Genomic DNA, 16,515 nt, shown 5'->3' with positions numbered 1-16,515 from the left:
ATATCAAGCCCTACAGGTCATACCGTGGAAATCTTCAAAGAGTTTACGTTCGAATCCGCCCACCGCCTGCCCCACGTCCCGGACGGCCACAAATGCGGCCGCCTGCACGGTCACTCGTTCAAGGTGGCGATTCACCTCAGTGGCGACCTTGATCCGCATACCGGCTGGATTCGCGATTTCTCCGAGATCAAGGCGATCTTCAAGCCGCTGTATGAGCGACTGGATCACAACTACCTCAATGACATTCCTGGCCTGGAGAATCCAACCAGTGAAGTGCTGGCCAAGTGGATCTGGGGTGAGTTGAAGCCATTGCTGCCGGAACTCAGCGCGATCCGCATCCATGAAACCTGTACCAGTGGCTGCATCTATCGCGGCGAATAACCCCGACCAACACATCCTTGCTGCAGGAGCGAGCTTGCTCGCGAAAGACCTCAGAGCGCCGCTGGGTGCCAGGCTTCCAGCGTTATCGTTGAAGACCATCGCGAGCAAGCTCGCTCCTACAGATTGACGACATGCGTTTCGTCAGTGAAACACCCGAACAGCCCCCTGGGCTGTTTTTTTATGCCTATGCTTTTGGGCTCTTTCCCACCAAGAGGACATGGGCATGACTGACTGGCCGCTGCCCCAAACCTATCGCTTCAACGGACACGCCATCCGCTTCGCCGTACGCGGCGACGGCCCGCCGCTGGTGTTCATCCACGGCACACCCTTCTCGTCCCATGTCTGGCACCGCATCGCGCCGCATTTCATTGCCTCCCACCGCGTGCACTACTTCGACCTGCTGGGCTACGGGCAGTCGGAGAAGATCGACGGCGATGTGTCACTGGGCATTCAGAACGAGCTGCTGGCGCGACTGCTGGAACATTGGGGGCTGGACCGCCCGGATGTGGTTGCCCATGACTTCGGCGGCGCCACGGCGTTGCGCGCGCACTTGCTCAACGGCAAGGATTACCGCAGCTTGACGCTGATCGACCCGGTGGCGCTCACGCCCTGGGGCTCCCCTTTCGTGCAGCACGTGCGCCAGCATGAAGCAGCGTTCAGTGGCTTGCCCGATTACATCCAGCGCGTCATCGTGCCGGCTTATATTCGCGGAGCGATCAAGCGTGATATCCCCGATGAGGAACTCGCGCCCTATGTTCAGCCCTGGCTGGGTGATCCGGGGCAGGCAGCGTTCTATCGACAAATAGCGCAGATGGACGAGCGTTATACCCGGGAAGTCGAAAACCAGTACCCAAACGTTCGGTGTCCCGTGCAGATCTTGTGGGGCGAGGACGATCAGTGGATTCCCATCGACCGCGGGCGGGCGCTGCACCAGTTGATTCCAGGGTCGCAGTTTCATCCGATCGGAAATGCCGGGCACCTGATGCAGGAAGATGCCCCGGAGGCCATCGTCGCGGCGCTATTACGTTTCCTCCCGCTACTCCCCTGAGCCCAGACCCGCAACATTGGCACGACCACTGCAACCCTCCTCGCGTCCTCCCTCCAGCAAAGGAACGCCCCATGACGCAAAACGCCCCCGGCAACGACTATCCCCTCAGCGAAGTCCCCCTGCACGCGCGCAAAGGCCTGGCCTCCACCGCCATGGTGTTACTGGGATTCACCTTTTTCACCGCTACCATGTTCGCCGGCGGCAAGCTTGGCGTGGCGTTCAGTTTCGGCGAAATGATGGCGGTGATTGTTGTCGGCAACCTGCTGTTGGGGCTCTACGCCGCAGCCCTGGGATACATCGCCTTCAAGAGCGGTCTCAATTCGGTGCTGATGGGGCGCTTCTGTTTTGGCGAAGTAGGCAGCAAGCTCAGCGACCTGATCCTGGGATTTACCCAGATCGGCTGGTACGCCTGGGGGACCGCGACCGCCGCCGTGGTGCTGGGCAAATACTTCGGTCTGGGCGACGGCCCCGTGCTGGGCTTGATGGTGCTGTTCGGCCTGGCCTTCTGCGCCACGGCGTATGTGGGTTATCGCGGCCTGGAAATTCTTTCCTACATCGCCGTGCCCGCCATGATGTTGCTGCTGATGCTGTCGATGTGGGTGGCCACGGTGGAAGTTGGCGGCATCGACGGCCTGCTGGCCGTCGTGCCCACGGGTACGCTGGATTGGTCGACCGCCATCACGCTGGTGTTCGGCACCTTCGTCAGCGGCGCTACCCAGGCGACTAACTGGACACGCTTCTCGCGCTCGGCGCGGGTGGCGGTGCTGGCGAGCCTGATCGGTTTTTTCGTCGGTAATGGCCTGATGGTGTTGATCGGCGCCTACGGGGCCATCGTCTACCAGCAACCGGACGTGGTCGAAGTGCTGTTGCTGCAAGGTTTTGCCATGGCCGCAATGGCGATGCTGCTGCTCAACATCTGGAGCACCCAGGACAACACCATCTACAACTTCGCGGTTGCCGGCTGCAACCTGCTGCGCACCGGTCGACGCAAAACCGTGACCCTGGCCGGCGCAGTGATCGGCACGGCGCTGGCCCTGCTGGGCATGTACGACATGCTGGTGCCCTACCTCATCCTGCTCGGCACGGTGATTCCGCCGATAGGCGGAGTCATCATGGCGGACTTTTTCTTCCGCTATCGCGGTCAATATCCACGACTGGCCGAAGCGCGCCTGCCGGCGTTCAACTGGCCCGGGCTGGGCGCTTATGCGGTCGGCACCGTGGCCGCTTTCAGTTCGCCTTGGGTCGCGCCTCTGGTAGGGATTGCCGCTGCCGCGCTAACGTATGTGCTAATGACCAGTGTACTTGGCGCCCGAGTCGCCAACGCACCACTACAAGATCTCTAGAAGGATTCGCCTGATGCATATCATCAACGCCCGCCTGCGCAACCAAGAAGGCCTGCATGAGCTGCACCTGGAAAACGGCCTGATCAGCAACATCGCCCGGCAGACCGAAGCCCCGACCCTGGGCCCCGAAGACCTGGACGCTGGCGGCAACCTGGTGATCCCGCCCTTTGTCGAACCGCACATTCACCTCGACGCCACCCTCACCGCCGGCGAACCGCGCTGGAACATGAGTGGCACGCTGTTCGAAGGCATCGAGTGCTGGAGCGAGCGCAAGGTCACCATTACCGAGGAAGATACCAAGACCCGCACCCGCAAAACCCTGCAGGCCCTCGCCGCCCATGGCATCCAGCATGTGCGCACCCACGTCGATGTCACCGACCCGCAGCTCACTGCGCTAAAGGCGATGCTCGAAGTGCGGGAGGAAAGCCGGCACCTGGTGGACATGCAAATCGTCGCGTTCCCCCAGGAAGGCATCGAGTCCTATCGCAACGGTCGCGAGCTGATGGAAGAAGCCATTCGCATGGGCGCCGACGTGGTGGGCGGCATTCCGCATTTCGAGTACACCCGGGACCAGGGCGTAAGCTCGGTGAAGTACCTGATGGACCTGGCCGAGCGCACCGGCTGCCTGGTGGATGTGCACTGCGACGAAACCGACGACCCGCATTCGCGCTTCCTTGAAGTGCTGGCCGAAGAGGCGCGTAGCCGCGACATGGGTTCGCGCGTCACGGCCAGTCACACCACGGCCATGGGCTCCTACGACAATGCCTACTGCGCCAAGCTGTTCCGCCTGCTGGGCCATTCGGAGATCAGTTTTGTTTCCTGCCCGACCGAAAGCATTCACCTGCAAGGCCGCTACGACAACTTCCCGAAACGTCGCGGGGTGACACGGGTCAACGAACTGCTCGAAGCGGGCATGAACGTGTGCTTCGGCCAGGACTCGATTGTCGACCCCTGGTATCCGCTGGGTAATGGCAACATCCTGCGGGTACTGGAGGCCGGGCTGCACATCTGTCACATGCTCGGCTACCGCAACCTGCAAAGCGCCCTGGACCTGGTCACCGACAACAGTGCTAAAGCGATGGCCCTGGGTGACCGCTACGGCCTGGAACGCGGGCGGCCGGCGAACCTGCTGATCCTGTCGGCAGACAGCGACTACGAGGTGATTCGCAGCCAGGGTTTGCCTTTGTATTCGGTGCGCAATGGCAAGGTGCTGATGAAACGGACGATGCCGCAGGTTGAGTTGTTTGGTCCGCGTTGAATGATGGGTTGACTGCAACGCCTGTGCCACGATGTGCCCCTGCCTGACCGAACCTCACAGGACAGTCGCTGTCCCTTGGGGACGCGACGTTTTAACCAAGGATTGCAATGAGTAACCTCAACACCCCCACCACCTTCATCCCCGGACGCCTGGAGCAAATGTCCACGCGGGTCGCTTTTTTCATCGCCGGTTTTGGCATCGCCGCCTGGGCGCCCCTGGTGCCTTATGCCAAGGCCAGGGCCGGGCTGGATGAGGGCACGCTGGGGCTGCTGCTGTTATGCCTGGGGGTGGGCTCGATCCTGGCGATGCCAATGGCCGGTATCCTGGCCACGCGCTTCGGCTGTCGGCGAGTGGCGGTCGGCGGCACGTTGCTGATTTGTGCGGCGCTGCCATTGCTGGCAACGGTGACGTCGATACCGGCGCTGATCGCCGCCCTGTTCATGTTTGGCGCAGGCCTGGGCACGGTGGATTCGACGGTCAACCTGCAAGCGGTGATCGTCGAACGCGCCAGCGGCAAGACCATGATGTCGGGTTTCCATGGGTTGTTCAGTCTAGGCGGGATCGTCGGCGCAGCGGGGGTCAGTGCCCTGCTCGGCTTTGGCCTTACGCCGCTGATGGCGATGCTGGTGGTGGTGGTGATGCTGCTGATCGCGCTGTTCAAGGCGGCCCCCCACATGCTGCCTTACGGCAGCGAAAGCTCCGGTCCGGCGTTCGCCATTCCTCATGGCATCGTGCTGTTCATTGGCGGGATGTGCTTCATCGTGTTCCTCGCCGAGGGCGCGGCGCTGGACTGGAGCGCGGTGTTCCTGGCGCAGGAGCGCGGCATCGACACGGCCTATGCGGGGTTGGGTTACGCGGCGTTTGCCTTGACCATGACTGTGGGCCGCTTGACCGGTGACCGGATTGTCCGGCATCTGGGCGCCACCCGGGTGATTGTGTTTGGCGGGCTCACGGCGGCCGCGGGGTTGTTCCTGGCGACCTTTGCACCCAACTGGGAGTTTGCCCTGGTGGGGTATGCGCTGCTGGGCGCGGGTTGTTCGAACATTGTGCCGGTGCTTTACACCGCGGTCGGTAAGCAGACAGTGATGCCCGAGAGCGTCGCGGTGCCGGCTATCACTACCTTGGGTTACGCAGGGATCCTTGCGGGGCCGGCGGTGATCGGGTTTATCGCCCATGGCAGCAGTTTGAGCTTTGCGTTTGGGTTGATGGCGGTGTTGCTGGTGGCGGTGGCTATTGGCGGGAAGGTGTTGAAGGTTTGACTGCGGTATTCAGGTTTGGGTCCAGACCCGTTTCGGCGGTCTCGGCGCTCATGGCTCCGCGCCTACTGCATCTGATGTCTCGAGCTGCCGTAGGAGCTGTCGTTGGAGCTGTCGTAGGAGCTGTCGTAGGAGCTGTCGTAGGAGCTGTCGTAGGAGCTGTCGTAGGAGCTGTCGTAGGAGCTGTCGTAGGAGCTGTCGTAGGAGCTGTCGTAGGAGCTGTCGAGTGAAACGAGGCTGCGATCTTTTGATCTTGCTCTGCGTACATATCCATTGCCGCAGTAACGGCTTCTTATGGTTCCGCCCTTACGGCGGGTCACTTTCGAAGAGCGCGNTGCCGCAGTAACGGCTTCTTATGGTTCCGCCCTTACGGCGGGTCACTTTCGAAGAGCGCGAAAGTAACCAAAGCGCTCTTGCCCCACCACTCGGCACCTCGCTCGGGCTCGGTGTGCCCTCACTCCGGCATTGCTCCGCGGGTCGCCGCGATGGGCCATCCCTGGCCCAGCGCGGCTAAACCGGCATCCTTGCCGGTTTCCCCGCTGCGCAATGCCTGCGTTCGGCCAGCGTGGTTTAACGGGGCGCCTGCGATCAAGAGCCTCGCCGTGGCGGCCTTCGGGCCGACCAAGGCATCAAGCCGGCGCGCTGCGCTTGTTTGTGCAAACATCCCGAATTGAAATGAACACCTGCGGGTGGTGATAACAGTGGGAGCAAAGCTTGCTTCGGACGGCGTTCCGACGATGGAGGTCAACGATAACGCCCAATCCTTGGCTAAACCCAACACATTAATTTGATCTTAAAACCCAACACTACCCTGCACAAAAAACGTCCGCGGCGCCCCCACATACATCCCCGCATTATTGTCGCTGGATCGGGTGAAGTACTGCTTGTCGAACACGTTCTTCACCCCCGCCCCCAGCTTCAGGTTCGACAGCGTCGCGCCAAAGTCATAGCCGCCACGCACGTTCCAGGTGACGTACCCCGGAATGTCGCCGTACTGACCATCCGCGGTGCCTTCGGTGATGTAATTGCCGCTGAAACTGCCATCGGCGTTCACTGCCGTGCCCGGTGACCGCTGTTTTGACTGGGCGAACGCGTCCACGTTCCAGGTCCAGCGATCGACGTCGTAGCGCAGCCCGGCGGTGGCTACCTGACGCGAATAGAACGGCAAGTCGCGCCCCTTGAAGCCTGGAATTTCTCCTTCATACACCGCCCGGGTGTAGGTGAAGCCGGCGTTGGCCGTCAGGCCGTCGAGTCGTGGGTCCAGCGCGGCAAGGTCGTAATGCACCGAGGCTTCGAGGCCCTGGTGAGTGGTCGCACCGAGGTTGGTCCAGCCCGCGTCATTGCTGATGTACTGCAGTTCTTTATCGAAGTCGATGTAGAACAGCGTCACCTCCCCGCCCCACACGTCATCGTTGTAGCGAGTGCCGATCTCATAAGTCTTGGCCTTTTCCGGGTTCAGGCCGTTGGCCGTCTCGTCACCGGTGCCGCCCTGGCCGAGCTGGAAATATTGCAGGCTGCCAAAGGACGTTTCGTAGTTGGCGAACAGCTTCCAGGCGTCGGAGAGGTGGTACATCACACTCAGCGCCGGCAGCGGTTCGTTGCTTTCGATGCTGCGGTTTTTTTCCGCTACCGGCCTGCCCGCCGTGTCCAGTACCGGGCGATCGTGCCAGTCGGTGCTGATGTGTTCGAAGCGGATGCCCGGCGTTACTGTCCACTTGCCGACGTCGATCTTGTTGTCCAGGTAGACCGAGTTGGCCTCGGTGCCACCCGTGCGGTCCTGGTACACGTGCCCGTCGGCGCCCGGACTGACCACCGGCTCGTTGCTGTCGTTCAGGCCCAATCGGCTGGCCGATTCGTGCATGCCCTCCTTGAGGTAGCGATAACCGACGCTGACTTCCTGGGTGGTCTGGCCGAGGTCGAACACATGAGACACCCGCGGCTCGATGCCGAAGGTGTAGTAGGTGCGCGGGAAGGAACCGAGGGTTTTCTGATCGCGCGCGGCGATTTTGCTGCCACGAAAGCTGTCGTAATAATAAGTCAGCACTTCAGCCTGGGTGCGGTCATCGATCTGCCGCGCCCACTTGAACGATACCTCCTTGCGACGTCCAGTGAAGCTGTCGTTGTTGCGGTCGGACTGGAAAGGGTTGGCGTCGTACTGCGCCTGGGTCAGACCGCCGGGCATATCGGCACTGGCGTCGTAGTAATGCAGATTGAGGCTGAAATCATCCACATCGTTGGGCGCCCAGTGGGTCTTGAGCATCACGTCATCGATGTCGTTGCCATTGTTGCGCTCACGGTAACCGTTGCCGTTGACGCCCGAATACAACAGCGCCACGCCCATGCCGTTGTCCGCCGTACCGCCGACGAACGCCGTATCGATGTGCTTCCAGCCACCGTGCCGCGAGGTTTCCAGAGTGGTGCCTATCTCGGCGGACGCTTGTTCAGGAATCGCCCGGGTGACGAAGTTGATCACCCCGCCCACGTTCTGCGGTCCATAACGGACCGAGCCGGCGCCGCGCACCACGTCGATGCTGTCGAGGTTGCCGGAGGAGATCGGCGCCATCGACAGTTGCGGCTGGCCATAGGGCGCGAAGGCTGCCGGTACACCGTCAATCAACACAGTGGAGCGTGGCGACAGGCGCGACGTCAGGCCGCGCACGCCGACGTTCAAGGAAATATCGCTGCCCCCGGTGCCGTTGGCGTCCTGCACCTGCACGCCCGGTACCCGCTTCAACACGTCGCCGACTGTCATTGCGCCTTGCTCGACCATGGCCTCGCGACGGATCACCGTGCGTGCGCCGGCGTGGTTCTGCACCACGGCTGCATCGGCATCGCCGAGCCAATTGCCGACCACCTTGATATCCGTCACGCCGAGCTCCAGCGGCCCTTCCTGGGCGGAAGTCGGTGTGGGGGTCAGGGTCACCGAGCCTGCATCGATCTGATAATCCAGGCCGCTGCCCTGCAGCAGCTGGCGCAAGGCCTGCTCGGGGGAAAGGTTACCGTCCACGGCAGGTGCCTGTTTGCCGGCGACCAGCTCCGGGCTGAAAAAAACCTGCAGCGAAGTCTGCTGGCCCAGCTGACTCAAGGCCTGCCCCAACGGCTGCGCCTCGATGTGGATGGCGTCGGCAGCAAATGCCTGGGGCAGCGCGCAGTTGGCGGCCAAGGCCAGGGCCAGCGGCAACCAGGGTGATTTTTTGTTATGGGCGATGGGTTTTTTCACGTCGAAACTTGTCCTGTGAATCGCAAGAGCATGCGTTTGTTAATGCAAACCAGTTGCAGTTGGACAAGAAGACGAAGAACTCGAAAAAAACCTGAATCTATTTTGAAATTATTTCCTGACTGCCGTCATCGAGGGTGCGCACGGCTACCGGGAGAATGCTTGGCAAGGCCTTCAACAGGGCATCGGTGTTGTCAGATTTGAACACGCTGGTCAGACGTAGATTGGCCACTTTGTCGTTGGCGACCGTGATCGGCTTGTCACGATAACGGGAGGCTTCGGCGGCCACTTCGCTCAGGCTCGCGTTATTGAACACCAGCTTGCCGCTGCGCCAGGCGGTCAGCTGCGCTGCATCCACCGCATACGCCGCGGCGACCTTGCCCTGGAGATCGACACGGGTGCCCATGCCGGCGACAAGGTCGATGGATGGGCTATCGGCAACGTCCCGTCCCTGGACCTTGACGGTGCCCTGCTCGACCACTACGCGGGTTTCGCCAGCGTCGCGGCGCACATCAAAACGGGTGCCGGTCACCGTGACTCTGCCACGGCCCGACTCCACCACGAACGGACGATCGGCGTCGTGCTCGACGCTGAACATCGCCTCGCCTTCGGTCAGCTCGACGGCGCGACGGTGCCGCACAAAATGCACTTGAATGCGGCTGCGACTGTTGAGGTCGATCATCGAACCGTCCGGCAACGCCACTTGCCGACGCTCGCCCAGCGCCGTGGAAAACTCGCCAGTGTAGGTAGCCGGCTGATCCATCGTGTTGAACCAGCCCAGCCCCAGAGCCACGGCCAGCACGCTGGCGGCCACGGCATAACGCAGGATTGGCTGACGCGTGCTGCGCGCTGGCGGCACGTCACACAAGGCCTGCATACGCGCCGCCGGCAGCAGGTCCGCCGCCGACCACATCCCCTCAAGTACCTGGAATTCATAGTGGTGCTGCGGGTGCTCGGCCAACCAGGCTGCAAACTGCTGACGCTCCAGGACATCCACCACCGGCTCCTGCAAAACCACGAACCAGCGCGCCGCCTCATCGCGGACCGCCGTGGGTCCGCACGCGCAATCACGGGTATCCATCATGGAAGTTCCTGTTTGGCGGAGAATGGAAAGACGCGACCGATCATGATTGCAACCCATCCAGGCGATCGCGTAGATGCCGCAGCGTGCGGATCATATACTTTTCCACCATGTTCTTGGACAGTCCCAGGCGTTCGGCGATCTCGGCCTGGGTCAGACCTTCGATCTTCTGCCACACGAACACCTTGCGGCAATTGACCGGCAACTCGGCCAGCGCGCGCTCAATGGAATCGGCCAACTGGATCGCCTGCACGAAATGCTCCGGGTCGCCGCACGAGGACACACTGTGATCGATCGCCCCCGACTCCATGGCGCCTCGTCGATCCTCACGACGATAGCCGTCCACTGCAATGTTGCGCGCTGTCTGATGCAAATATGCACGAGGCTGCTCCACCGCCGCCGAATCCGACTCAAGCACTCGCACGAAGGTATCGTGGGCCAGATCCTCGGCCTGCTGACGATTTCTCAGGCGACGGGTCCAGGTGCCAACCAACTCTTCGTAATGCTCGAAAAAGCCGGGCCTGCGGGGCAGCTTGGGGGTCATTGCGGCGTGCTGTGGAGACGGGGCGTGAATAGTAATGCTTCCTATTAAACCTAAGCAATGGATTCAAGGCAGTTACCCAAGGGCAACTTGCATGCCCTTGTGACGTAACAGTTGATTTAGGCACAAAGCCCAAGGATTCTGGCAGGCAAACAAAGAAAGCCCTTCGCTGGCTGTAGCAAAGTGCAGGTATGCCGGTCACCTGCTGTCCTCAAGGAATTCGCCCATGTTCACCGCCGTCAAATTACCGATAAAAAAGCCCCTGGCCCGACTCGCACTGTCCGTGGCATTTAGCGCATTGTGCCTGCCTGGCTGGATTCCAAAGGCCACCGCCCACGGCGGGCATGCCGAAATGGTGCCGTTGCAGGCGGGCCTTGAGGAGTTTGGCGCGACGGTGAAGTGGGACGACTATGCCAACGTCTTCGTGATTACCCGGGACGGGGTGTACCTCAAGGTCAAGCCGGACACCAAGGTGGCGATGCTCAACGGCAAGCGCATCGAGCTGACCGTGCCGGTGGTGTTCAAGGGCAACACGGCCTACATGTCCAAGGACTTCATCAACCAGGTGTTCCAGTCCGGCCTGGACAAGACGTTCGTGGTCGAGACCAGGCCCAACCCGCTAAACCCCCTGAGCGCCGATGAAATTGGTCGTGCGGTGGAGATCGTCAAGCAGTCGGTGCACTACAAGCCCGGATTTCGTTTCACCGAAGTCTCCATCCACGAGCCGCCCAAGGATCAAACCTGGAACTTCGCCCTCACCGGCCAGGCCGTGAAGCAGCCGCGCCAGGCCAACATCGTGGTGCTCGATGGCAAGCACGTGATCGAAGCGTTGATCGATCTCGACAGTCGCATGCTCCTTTCCTGGCAACCGGTGGAAGGGGCCCACGGCATGGTGTTGCTGGATGACTTTGCCACCGTGCAGGCGGCCATCGAGGCCAGCCCCGAATACGCCCAGGCCCTGGCCAAACGCGGCATCGATGATGTGAAAAAGGTCGTGGCCACGCCCTTGACCGTCGGTTACTTCGACGGCAAGGACGGCCTGGCGCAGGACAAGCGCCTGCTGAAGATCGTCAGTTACCTCAACATCGGCGACGGCAACTACTGGAGCCACCCCATCGAGGGGCTGGTAGCGGTGGTCGACCTGGAACAGAAGAAGCTGATCAAGATCGAGGACGGCGGCGTGATCCCGGTGCCGATGAAGCCCACCCCCTATGACGGCCGAGGACGGCCGGGGGTAGCCGTCAAACCGCTGGAAATCACCGAGCCCGAGGGCAAGAACTACACCATCACCGGCAACAGCATTCACTGGCAGAACTGGGACTTTCACGTGCGCCTCGACTCACGGGTAGGCCCGATTCTGTCGACGGTCACCTACGACGACCAGGGTAAAAAACGCAAAGTCATGTATGAGGGCTCCCTGGGTGGCATGATCGTGCCCTACGGCGATCCCGATGGCGGCTGGTACTTCAAGGCTTACCTGGACTCCGGCGATTACGGCATGGGCACCCTGACCTCGCCGATCGCCCGGGGCAAGGACGCGCCGGCCAACGCCGTCCTGCTGGACGCCACGCTCGCCGATTACACCGGCAAGCCCACCACCGTGCCGCGCGCCATGGCGATCTTCGAGCGCTACGCCGGCCCGGAATACAAACACCAGGAAATGGGCCAACCCAACCTGAGCACCGAGCGCCGCGAACTGGTGGTGCGCTGGATCAGCACAGTGGGCAACTACGACTACATATTCGACTGGGTATTCCAGCAGAACGGCACGATCGGCATCGACGCCGGCGCCACCGGAATCGAGGCAGTGAAGGGTGTCAAGACCAGCACCATGCGCGATGCCACGGCCAAGGAAGACACCCGCTATGGCACGCTGCTGGACCACAATATCGTCGGCACGACCCACCAGCACATCTACAACTTCCGCCTCGACCTGGACGTGGATGGCGAGAACAACTCGCTGGTGGAAGTGAACCCGGTGGTGGCGTCAAACGACCGGGGTGGTCCGCGCACCAGCACCATGCAGACCGAACAGCAAGTGGTCGGTACCGAACAGCAGGCGGCACAGAAATTCGACCCCTCGACCGTTCGCTTGCTGAGCAACTTCAGCAAGGAAAACAAGGTGGGCAATCCGGTGTCCTACCAGTTGATCCCCTACGCCGGCGGCACTCATCCGGTGGCCAAGGGGGCCAATTTCGGCAAGGACGAATGGCTCTATCACCGCCTCAGTTTCATGGACAAGCAACTCTGGGTGACGCGTTACAGCCCGGATGAAAAATACCCTGAGGGCAAGTACCCCAACCGCTCGGACAAGGACTCGGGGCTGGGGCAGTTCACCCAGGACAATCAGGCCATCGACAACACCGACAACGTGGTCTGGCTGACCACCGGTACGACCCACATCGCCCGCGCAGAAGAGTGGCCGATCATGCCGACGGAGTGGGTACACGTGCTGCTCAAACCGTGGAATTTCTTTGATGAAACGCCGACGTTGAATCTCAACAAAAGATAAACGCAGATGGAGCCAGGCACAAAACAACCTGAGGGAGCGAGCCTGCTCGCGATGGCGGTGGGCCAGATACGATGATGTTTATTGACCAACCCATCGCGAACAGGCTCGCTCCCACAGGGGGTCGCCTTTCAGGCATGTTGCTTGCGGTATTCACCGGGTGAAATGCCGAAGCGTGATTTGAATGCCGTTGAAAAATAACTTGAATCGCAGAACCCCCAGGAATACCCCAGCACCGACAATTTCTGCTCGGGCCGCGACTGGCGCAAGGATTCAGCACACAAATCCAGACGCCGGTTTTTGATGTACCGCGCCACCACCAGCCCTTTCCTGGCAAACATCCGATACAACCCGCGAGTCGACATGCCGACCTCCCGCGCCAGCCATTCGGGGCACAGCTCCTCGCAGCGAATGTGCTGGTCGATAAAGCTCAGGGTCCGGCGAAAGGCACGCTCGTGCACATCTGCGCAGTCGTCGGTGTGACTGATCGCCGGGCGCAGCAGGCTGACAATGGCCTCCAGCGTCGCTTCACTTTCCTGGCGGCTCAGGCATTTCTGCCGGGTCGCGTCGAGGATCAGGCGTCGGGACAACAGGGCAATCGGCGAACTTGCGGCGATCCGGTGACCGCAGCGCACCTGATTAAAACGCAAGGTCTGCTCGACCAACTGCGCCGGCAGGATCAACGACAACTGCCGGGAGTTCTCGCTGTAGGTAAAGTCGCTGGGACGCGAAGCATCGATCAGAGTGATGTCGCCGGCCGACAGCAACACCTTGTTATCGGCCTGGGCCATACCGGCAGTGCCATCGAGCTGGAACACCGCAAAGTATTTTCCCCCCTCCCCCGCCGCGACTTCCAGCGGAGTTCGATACAACCGCGCCTGGCACGCCTCGACAAAGCTGGCCTTCAGCGCGCCGTCCTGATGCTCCTGGATCTGGCCGGCAAAGTCGCTGCCCAGGGGTTGCGCATTAAAGGCGCCGCAGATCTGGTTGATCTGCTGGATCCACTGGTCGAACCCGTCACGGCGCTGTGCAATAGAAGAAATCATGTGGGGCCTCACGCAGGCTTGTTTTTATTATCTACGCCAATCCACGCATCCTCCCTGACCGCCACGCTCCTGCCTCTGGTGAGCTATTTCAGCCCACCGAAGCGTCGATAGAAGCTTTCTCCGACGTCGGGCAACGGGCCATCAGCGGTTTCCAGCGCAGTGTTCAGCCATTCCTCGGCCTTGGCGTAGATCAAACGGTAAATGTTGCGGCACAGCTGGCGTGCAGCACGGCCTTCCCAATCCCCGGGGAGTAATTCGTCCGGCAGTTGAGGATCGCGCAGCAGCAGTTTGCGGTACTCGTGAATAAGCAGGACGCGTGCCAGGAAGCAGTCGGCCGGCTGCAGGTTTTCCTGCTCGCGAAGCGCCTGCCAGAGCGGCCGGAACAGCTGGATGAACTCGCTGTAGTGGGTCGCCAGTTCTTCGATGTTCCAACTCTCGCGCACCTGCAGGCGCAGGGCTTTGGAGGCCAGCACATCCTGGGCCGTGGTCTCGAAAACGATGGTTTCTTCCTGGGCACCCAGGTCGAGCAAAGTCGCGTTCAGATCGCCGCGGTCACTGCGCGGGCAGGCCAGCACTGCCGGCGAGATCGCACCATAACCTTGCCACTCGAGCTCTTCGCGCACCTGTTTGCGCTTGTCCTGGGTCAGCTGGGTGAGCATCACCAGACTCCAGGAACCATCCCACGCCGGCACGGTTGAGCTGTAGACCCGCTTGAAAGCCTTGTCGAAACGCCGGCGGCCGGTGCCGGTCAGGCTGTAATAACTGCGCCGCCCGACCTTTTCGGAGGTCAACCAGCCTTCCTTGGTCAGGCGAAAAATCGAGGTGCGGATCAACCGCTCGTTAATGCCGATGGGTTCGAGCAATTGAATCAGGCTACCCAGCCAAACCGTTCCGCCATGCGGCTCGATGGCATCACCGTACAACGTGATGATCAGGGAGCTGGCGCGGATCGGCGTCTGTTCCTGGAAGCGGGTAATCAGATGGTTCAGGGGAATCAGGGACGACATGGGCGTACCGGGTTGAAAAAAGAAAAGGAATATACCGAAAGCCAGCCTGTGAACCCAATTCCCTTGTTGTTCACAAAGTGCTGCTCTTTGGCCGCAGGCCGCTGTCGCTGATTCGCCGGCGCTCGGGCTCCGGTTGCGCCAGCGGCTCGCAAACCTGCATCTGCTCCAGGCAGCGCTTGGCCAGTTGCTGATATTCGCGGGTGCCGGCCTGCTTCCATGCCACCTCTTCATCGCTGAGTGCGCGTTTGACGCTGGCCGGCGTGCCCATCACCAGGGACTGTTCCGGGCACTCGAATCCGGCTTTGACAAAGGCCGCCGCCGAAACAAAGGAACGCGGGCCGATCCGCGCGTTGTCCATCACCACCGCGTTCATGCCCACCAATGCATCGGCGCCGATCCGGCAACCGTGCAACACCGCGCCGTGGCCGATATGACCATTACGCTCGACCACCGTGTCGCTGTCCGGAAAACCATGCATCACGCAGGTGTCCTGCACATTGGCGCCCTCCTCCAGCACGATCCGGCCGAAGTCGCCCCTCAGGCTGGCCAAAGGTCCTACGTAGCAATGAGGACCAATGATCACATCACCGATCAACACCGCCGAGGGGTGCACATAAGCGGTGGGATCAACCACCGGGGTCAGGCCATCGAGGCTATAGCAGGTCATGGGACGTTCCTTGATGCGTGACAAAGCGTGATCGCAAAGCGATGCCTTTATGAAGGCATTTTGTATCACATCGTTTTTGTTAGCACAAAGACTAAAAAGCGTATCACTTGCCTCGCGGTGATCAATCGGCGGCGACCAGGGTCGCAGGATCAGCTTTAAAACCAATGATTACGAGAGTTCATAACCAGCTAAGCCCGAGAATCCGCTTTAGCAGGAAAACCAAAGAATCTTTAATAAGACACGTTATTCTAATTTTACAGTTGCATTTGCGTATCACGTTGCAGGTATACTCCGGCAAAACCGGCCCACCGCGCCGATCCAATAATGAGCCGGCGTCACCGCCGAGCGTGCACCGTGAGGGCATCCGCCATGCCTCTAACCCTTGCTGTCGAGTTCATCGAGCCGGGTGTCCGCCTGATTACCTTGCAGCGCCCGCAAGCGCTGAATGCCCTGACCACCCAATTGCTGGGCGAACTGGCGGACGAACTGCAGGCCGCACAGGCCGATGCCAACACCCGCGTGGTGGTTCTGACCGGCAGCCGCAAAGCCTTCGCCGCCGGTGCCGACATCAAGGAAATGGCCGAGCGCAATCTGGTCGGCATCCTGGATGACCCGCGCCAGGCGTCATGGCAGACCATCACCCGCTTCAACAAACCACTGATCGCTGCCGTCAACGGTTTTGCCCTTGGCGGCGGCTGTGAACTGGCGATGCACGCCGACATCATCATTGCCGGTGAAGACGCGAGGTTCGGCCAGCCGGAAATCAATCTGGGGATCATGCCCGGGGCCGGCGGCACTCAACGCCTGCTGCGTGCCGTGGGCAAATCCCTGGCAATGCAAATGGTCCTGACCGGCGAGGCGATCGACGCCCGCCAGGCGCAACGGGCCGGCCTGGTGAGTGAAGTGACTCAACCGGAATTCACCGTCGAGCGCGCCCTGCACATCGCCCGCAGCATCGCCACCAAGGCCCCGCTGGCTGTACGCCTGGCCAAGGAAGCACTGCTCAAGGCCATGGACACCGACCTGGCAAGCGGCCTGCGTTTCGAGCGCCACGCCTTCACCGTGCTGGCCGGCACTAGCGACCGTGATGAAGGCATCCAGGCCTTCCAGGAAAAGCGCACGCCGAGCTTTACCGGGCAGTAACCGGTCCATACCCGAATT

General features: G+C 61.2%; 14 protein-coding genes. 8 read left to right on the top strand and 6 right to left on the bottom strand.

Annotation, left to right across the window (positions count from 1 at the left end; genetic code table 11):
* Positions 1-24: 24 nt before the first annotated feature.
* The 6 genes from queD (at position 25) to HYI44_RS29715 (ending at position 5,516) form a co-directional block, all read left to right on the top strand.
* Positions 25-381 carry a 6-carboxytetrahydropterin synthase QueD gene (gene queD, locus HYI44_RS26515; protein WP_028621713.1) on the top strand — a complete coding sequence of 119 codons (357 nt, stop codon included), beginning with the start codon at positions 25-27 and terminating at the stop codon, positions 379-381.
* A 223-nt stretch (positions 382-604) separates the two neighbouring features.
* A complete protein-coding gene (locus HYI44_RS26505) occupies positions 605-1,429 on the top strand; it encodes an alpha/beta fold hydrolase (RefSeq protein WP_225570927.1) in 825 nt (274 codons plus the stop codon).
* 71 nt (positions 1,430-1,500) lie between these two features.
* Complete coding sequence (codB, locus tag HYI44_RS26500; protein ID WP_122839397.1) at positions 1,501-2,772, top strand: cytosine permease; 1,272 nt, start codon at positions 1,501-1,503, stop codon at positions 2,770-2,772.
* 13 nt (positions 2,773-2,785) lie between these two features.
* The gene (codA, locus tag HYI44_RS26495; protein WP_225570926.1) at positions 2,786-4,030 is read left to right on the top strand and encodes a cytosine deaminase; all 1,245 of its coding nucleotides are present in this window, start codon (positions 2,786-2,788) and stop codon (positions 4,028-4,030) included.
* 107 nt (positions 4,031-4,137) lie between these two features.
* Positions 4,138-5,289 carry an MFS transporter gene (locus HYI44_RS26490; protein ID WP_225570925.1) on the top strand — a complete coding sequence of 384 codons (1,152 nt, stop codon included), beginning with the start codon at positions 4,138-4,140 and terminating at the stop codon, positions 5,287-5,289.
* Between the two features lie 50 nt (positions 5,290-5,339).
* Positions 5,340-5,516, top strand: coding sequence for a glycine zipper family protein (locus HYI44_RS29715; protein ID WP_412548514.1), 177 nt, complete (start codon positions 5,340-5,342; stop codon positions 5,514-5,516).
* 563 nt (positions 5,517-6,079) lie between these two features.
* On the opposite strand, the gene HYI44_RS26480 is transcribed toward HYI44_RS29715, so the two are convergent.
* From HYI44_RS26480 to HYI44_RS26470, 3 genes are all read right to left on the bottom strand, one after another.
* Positions 6,080-8,506 (bottom strand): TonB-dependent siderophore receptor, encoded by a 2,427-nt coding sequence (locus tag HYI44_RS26480; protein ID WP_225570923.1) that lies wholly within the window; start codon positions 8,504-8,506, stop codon positions 6,080-6,082.
* Positions 8,507-8,603: 97 nt separating this feature from the next.
* Positions 8,604-9,587 (bottom strand): FecR family protein, encoded by a 984-nt coding sequence (locus HYI44_RS26475; protein ID WP_225570922.1) that lies wholly within the window; start codon positions 9,585-9,587, stop codon positions 8,604-8,606.
* Between the two features lie 40 nt (positions 9,588-9,627).
* Positions 9,628-10,128 (bottom strand): sigma-70 family RNA polymerase sigma factor, encoded by a 501-nt coding sequence (locus tag HYI44_RS26470; RefSeq protein WP_122838715.1) that lies wholly within the window; start codon positions 10,126-10,128, stop codon positions 9,628-9,630.
* Between the two features lie 223 nt (positions 10,129-10,351).
* Between HYI44_RS26470 and tynA the strand changes: the two genes are divergently transcribed.
* Positions 10,352-12,637, top strand: a complete 2,286-nt coding sequence (gene tynA, locus HYI44_RS26465) for a primary-amine oxidase (protein WP_225570921.1) — start codon at positions 10,352-10,354, stop codon at positions 12,635-12,637.
* Positions 12,638-12,765: 128 nt separating this feature from the next.
* On the opposite strand, the gene feaR is transcribed toward tynA, so the two are convergent.
* The 3 genes from feaR to paaY form a co-directional block, all read right to left on the bottom strand.
* Positions 12,766-13,680: a transcriptional regulator FeaR gene (gene feaR / locus HYI44_RS26460; RefSeq protein ID WP_225570920.1), complete on the bottom strand. Its 915-nt coding sequence runs from the start codon at positions 13,678-13,680 to the stop codon at positions 12,766-12,768.
* Positions 13,681-13,763: 83 nt separating this feature from the next.
* Positions 13,764-14,687 (bottom strand): phenylacetic acid degradation operon negative regulatory protein PaaX, encoded by a 924-nt coding sequence (paaX, locus tag HYI44_RS26455; RefSeq protein WP_122838712.1) that lies wholly within the window; start codon positions 14,685-14,687, stop codon positions 13,764-13,766.
* A gap of 70 nt (positions 14,688-14,757) precedes the next feature.
* On the bottom strand, positions 14,758-15,354 hold the full coding sequence (paaY, locus tag HYI44_RS26450; RefSeq protein ID WP_225570919.1) for a phenylacetic acid degradation protein PaaY: 597 nt from the start codon (positions 15,352-15,354) through the stop codon (positions 14,758-14,760).
* 369 nt (positions 15,355-15,723) lie between these two features.
* Here paaY and paaF point away from each other — a divergent pair, with 369 nt between their 5' ends.
* Entirely contained in the window at positions 15,724-16,497 is a 774-nt protein-coding gene (gene paaF / locus HYI44_RS26445; protein WP_225570918.1) for a 2,3-dehydroadipyl-CoA hydratase PaaF, read from the top strand.
* The last annotated feature ends 18 nt before the right edge of the window (positions 16,498-16,515 follow it).

The organism is Pseudomonas sp. Y24-6 (assembly GCF_020295325.1).
GTDB classification, from domain to species: domain Bacteria; phylum Pseudomonadota; class Gammaproteobacteria; order Pseudomonadales; family Pseudomonadaceae; genus Aquipseudomonas; species Aquipseudomonas gregormendelii.
The sequence above is the reverse complement of the archived record's forward strand: the minus strand, read 5'-3'. Positions and strand labels throughout refer to the sequence as shown.

What these genes read in the sequence shown, in the direction of transcription:
- HYI44_RS26505 (WP_225570927.1), top strand. Translation starts at nt 605, where the DNA reads ATGACTGACTGGCCGCTGCCCCAAACCTATCGCTTCAACGGACACGCC.
- codB (WP_122839397.1), top strand. Translation starts at nt 1,501, where the DNA reads ATGACGCAAAACGCCCCCGGCAACGACTATCCCCTCAGCGAAGTCCCC.
- codA (WP_225570926.1), top strand. Translation starts at nt 2,786, where the DNA reads ATGCATATCATCAACGCCCGCCTGCGCAACCAAGAAGGCCTGCATGAG.
- HYI44_RS26490 (WP_225570925.1), top strand. Translation starts at nt 4,138, where the DNA reads ATGAGTAACCTCAACACCCCCACCACCTTCATCCCCGGACGCCTGGAG.
- HYI44_RS29715 (WP_412548514.1), top strand. Translation starts at nt 5,340, where the DNA reads ATGGCTCCGCGCCTACTGCATCTGATGTCTCGAGCTGCCGTAGGAGCT.
- HYI44_RS26475 (WP_225570922.1), bottom strand. Translation starts at nt 9,587, where the DNA reads ATGATGGATACCCGTGATTGCGCGTGCGGACCCACGGCGGTCCGCGAT.
- HYI44_RS26470 (WP_122838715.1), bottom strand. Translation starts at nt 10,128, where the DNA reads ATGACCCCCAAGCTGCCCCGCAGGCCCGGCTTTTTCGAGCATTACGAA.
- tynA (WP_225570921.1), top strand. Translation starts at nt 10,352, where the DNA reads ATGTTCACCGCCGTCAAATTACCGATAAAAAAGCCCCTGGCCCGACTC.
- feaR (WP_225570920.1), bottom strand. Translation starts at nt 13,680, where the DNA reads ATGATTTCTTCTATTGCACAGCGCCGTGACGGGTTCGACCAGTGGATC.
- paaX (WP_122838712.1), bottom strand. Translation starts at nt 14,687, where the DNA reads ATGTCGTCCCTGATTCCCCTGAACCATCTGATTACCCGCTTCCAGGAA.
- paaY (WP_225570919.1), bottom strand. Translation starts at nt 15,354, where the DNA reads ATGACCTGCTATAGCCTCGATGGCCTGACCCCGGTGGTTGATCCCACC.
- paaF (WP_225570918.1), top strand. Translation starts at nt 15,724, where the DNA reads ATGCCTCTAACCCTTGCTGTCGAGTTCATCGAGCCGGGTGTCCGCCTG.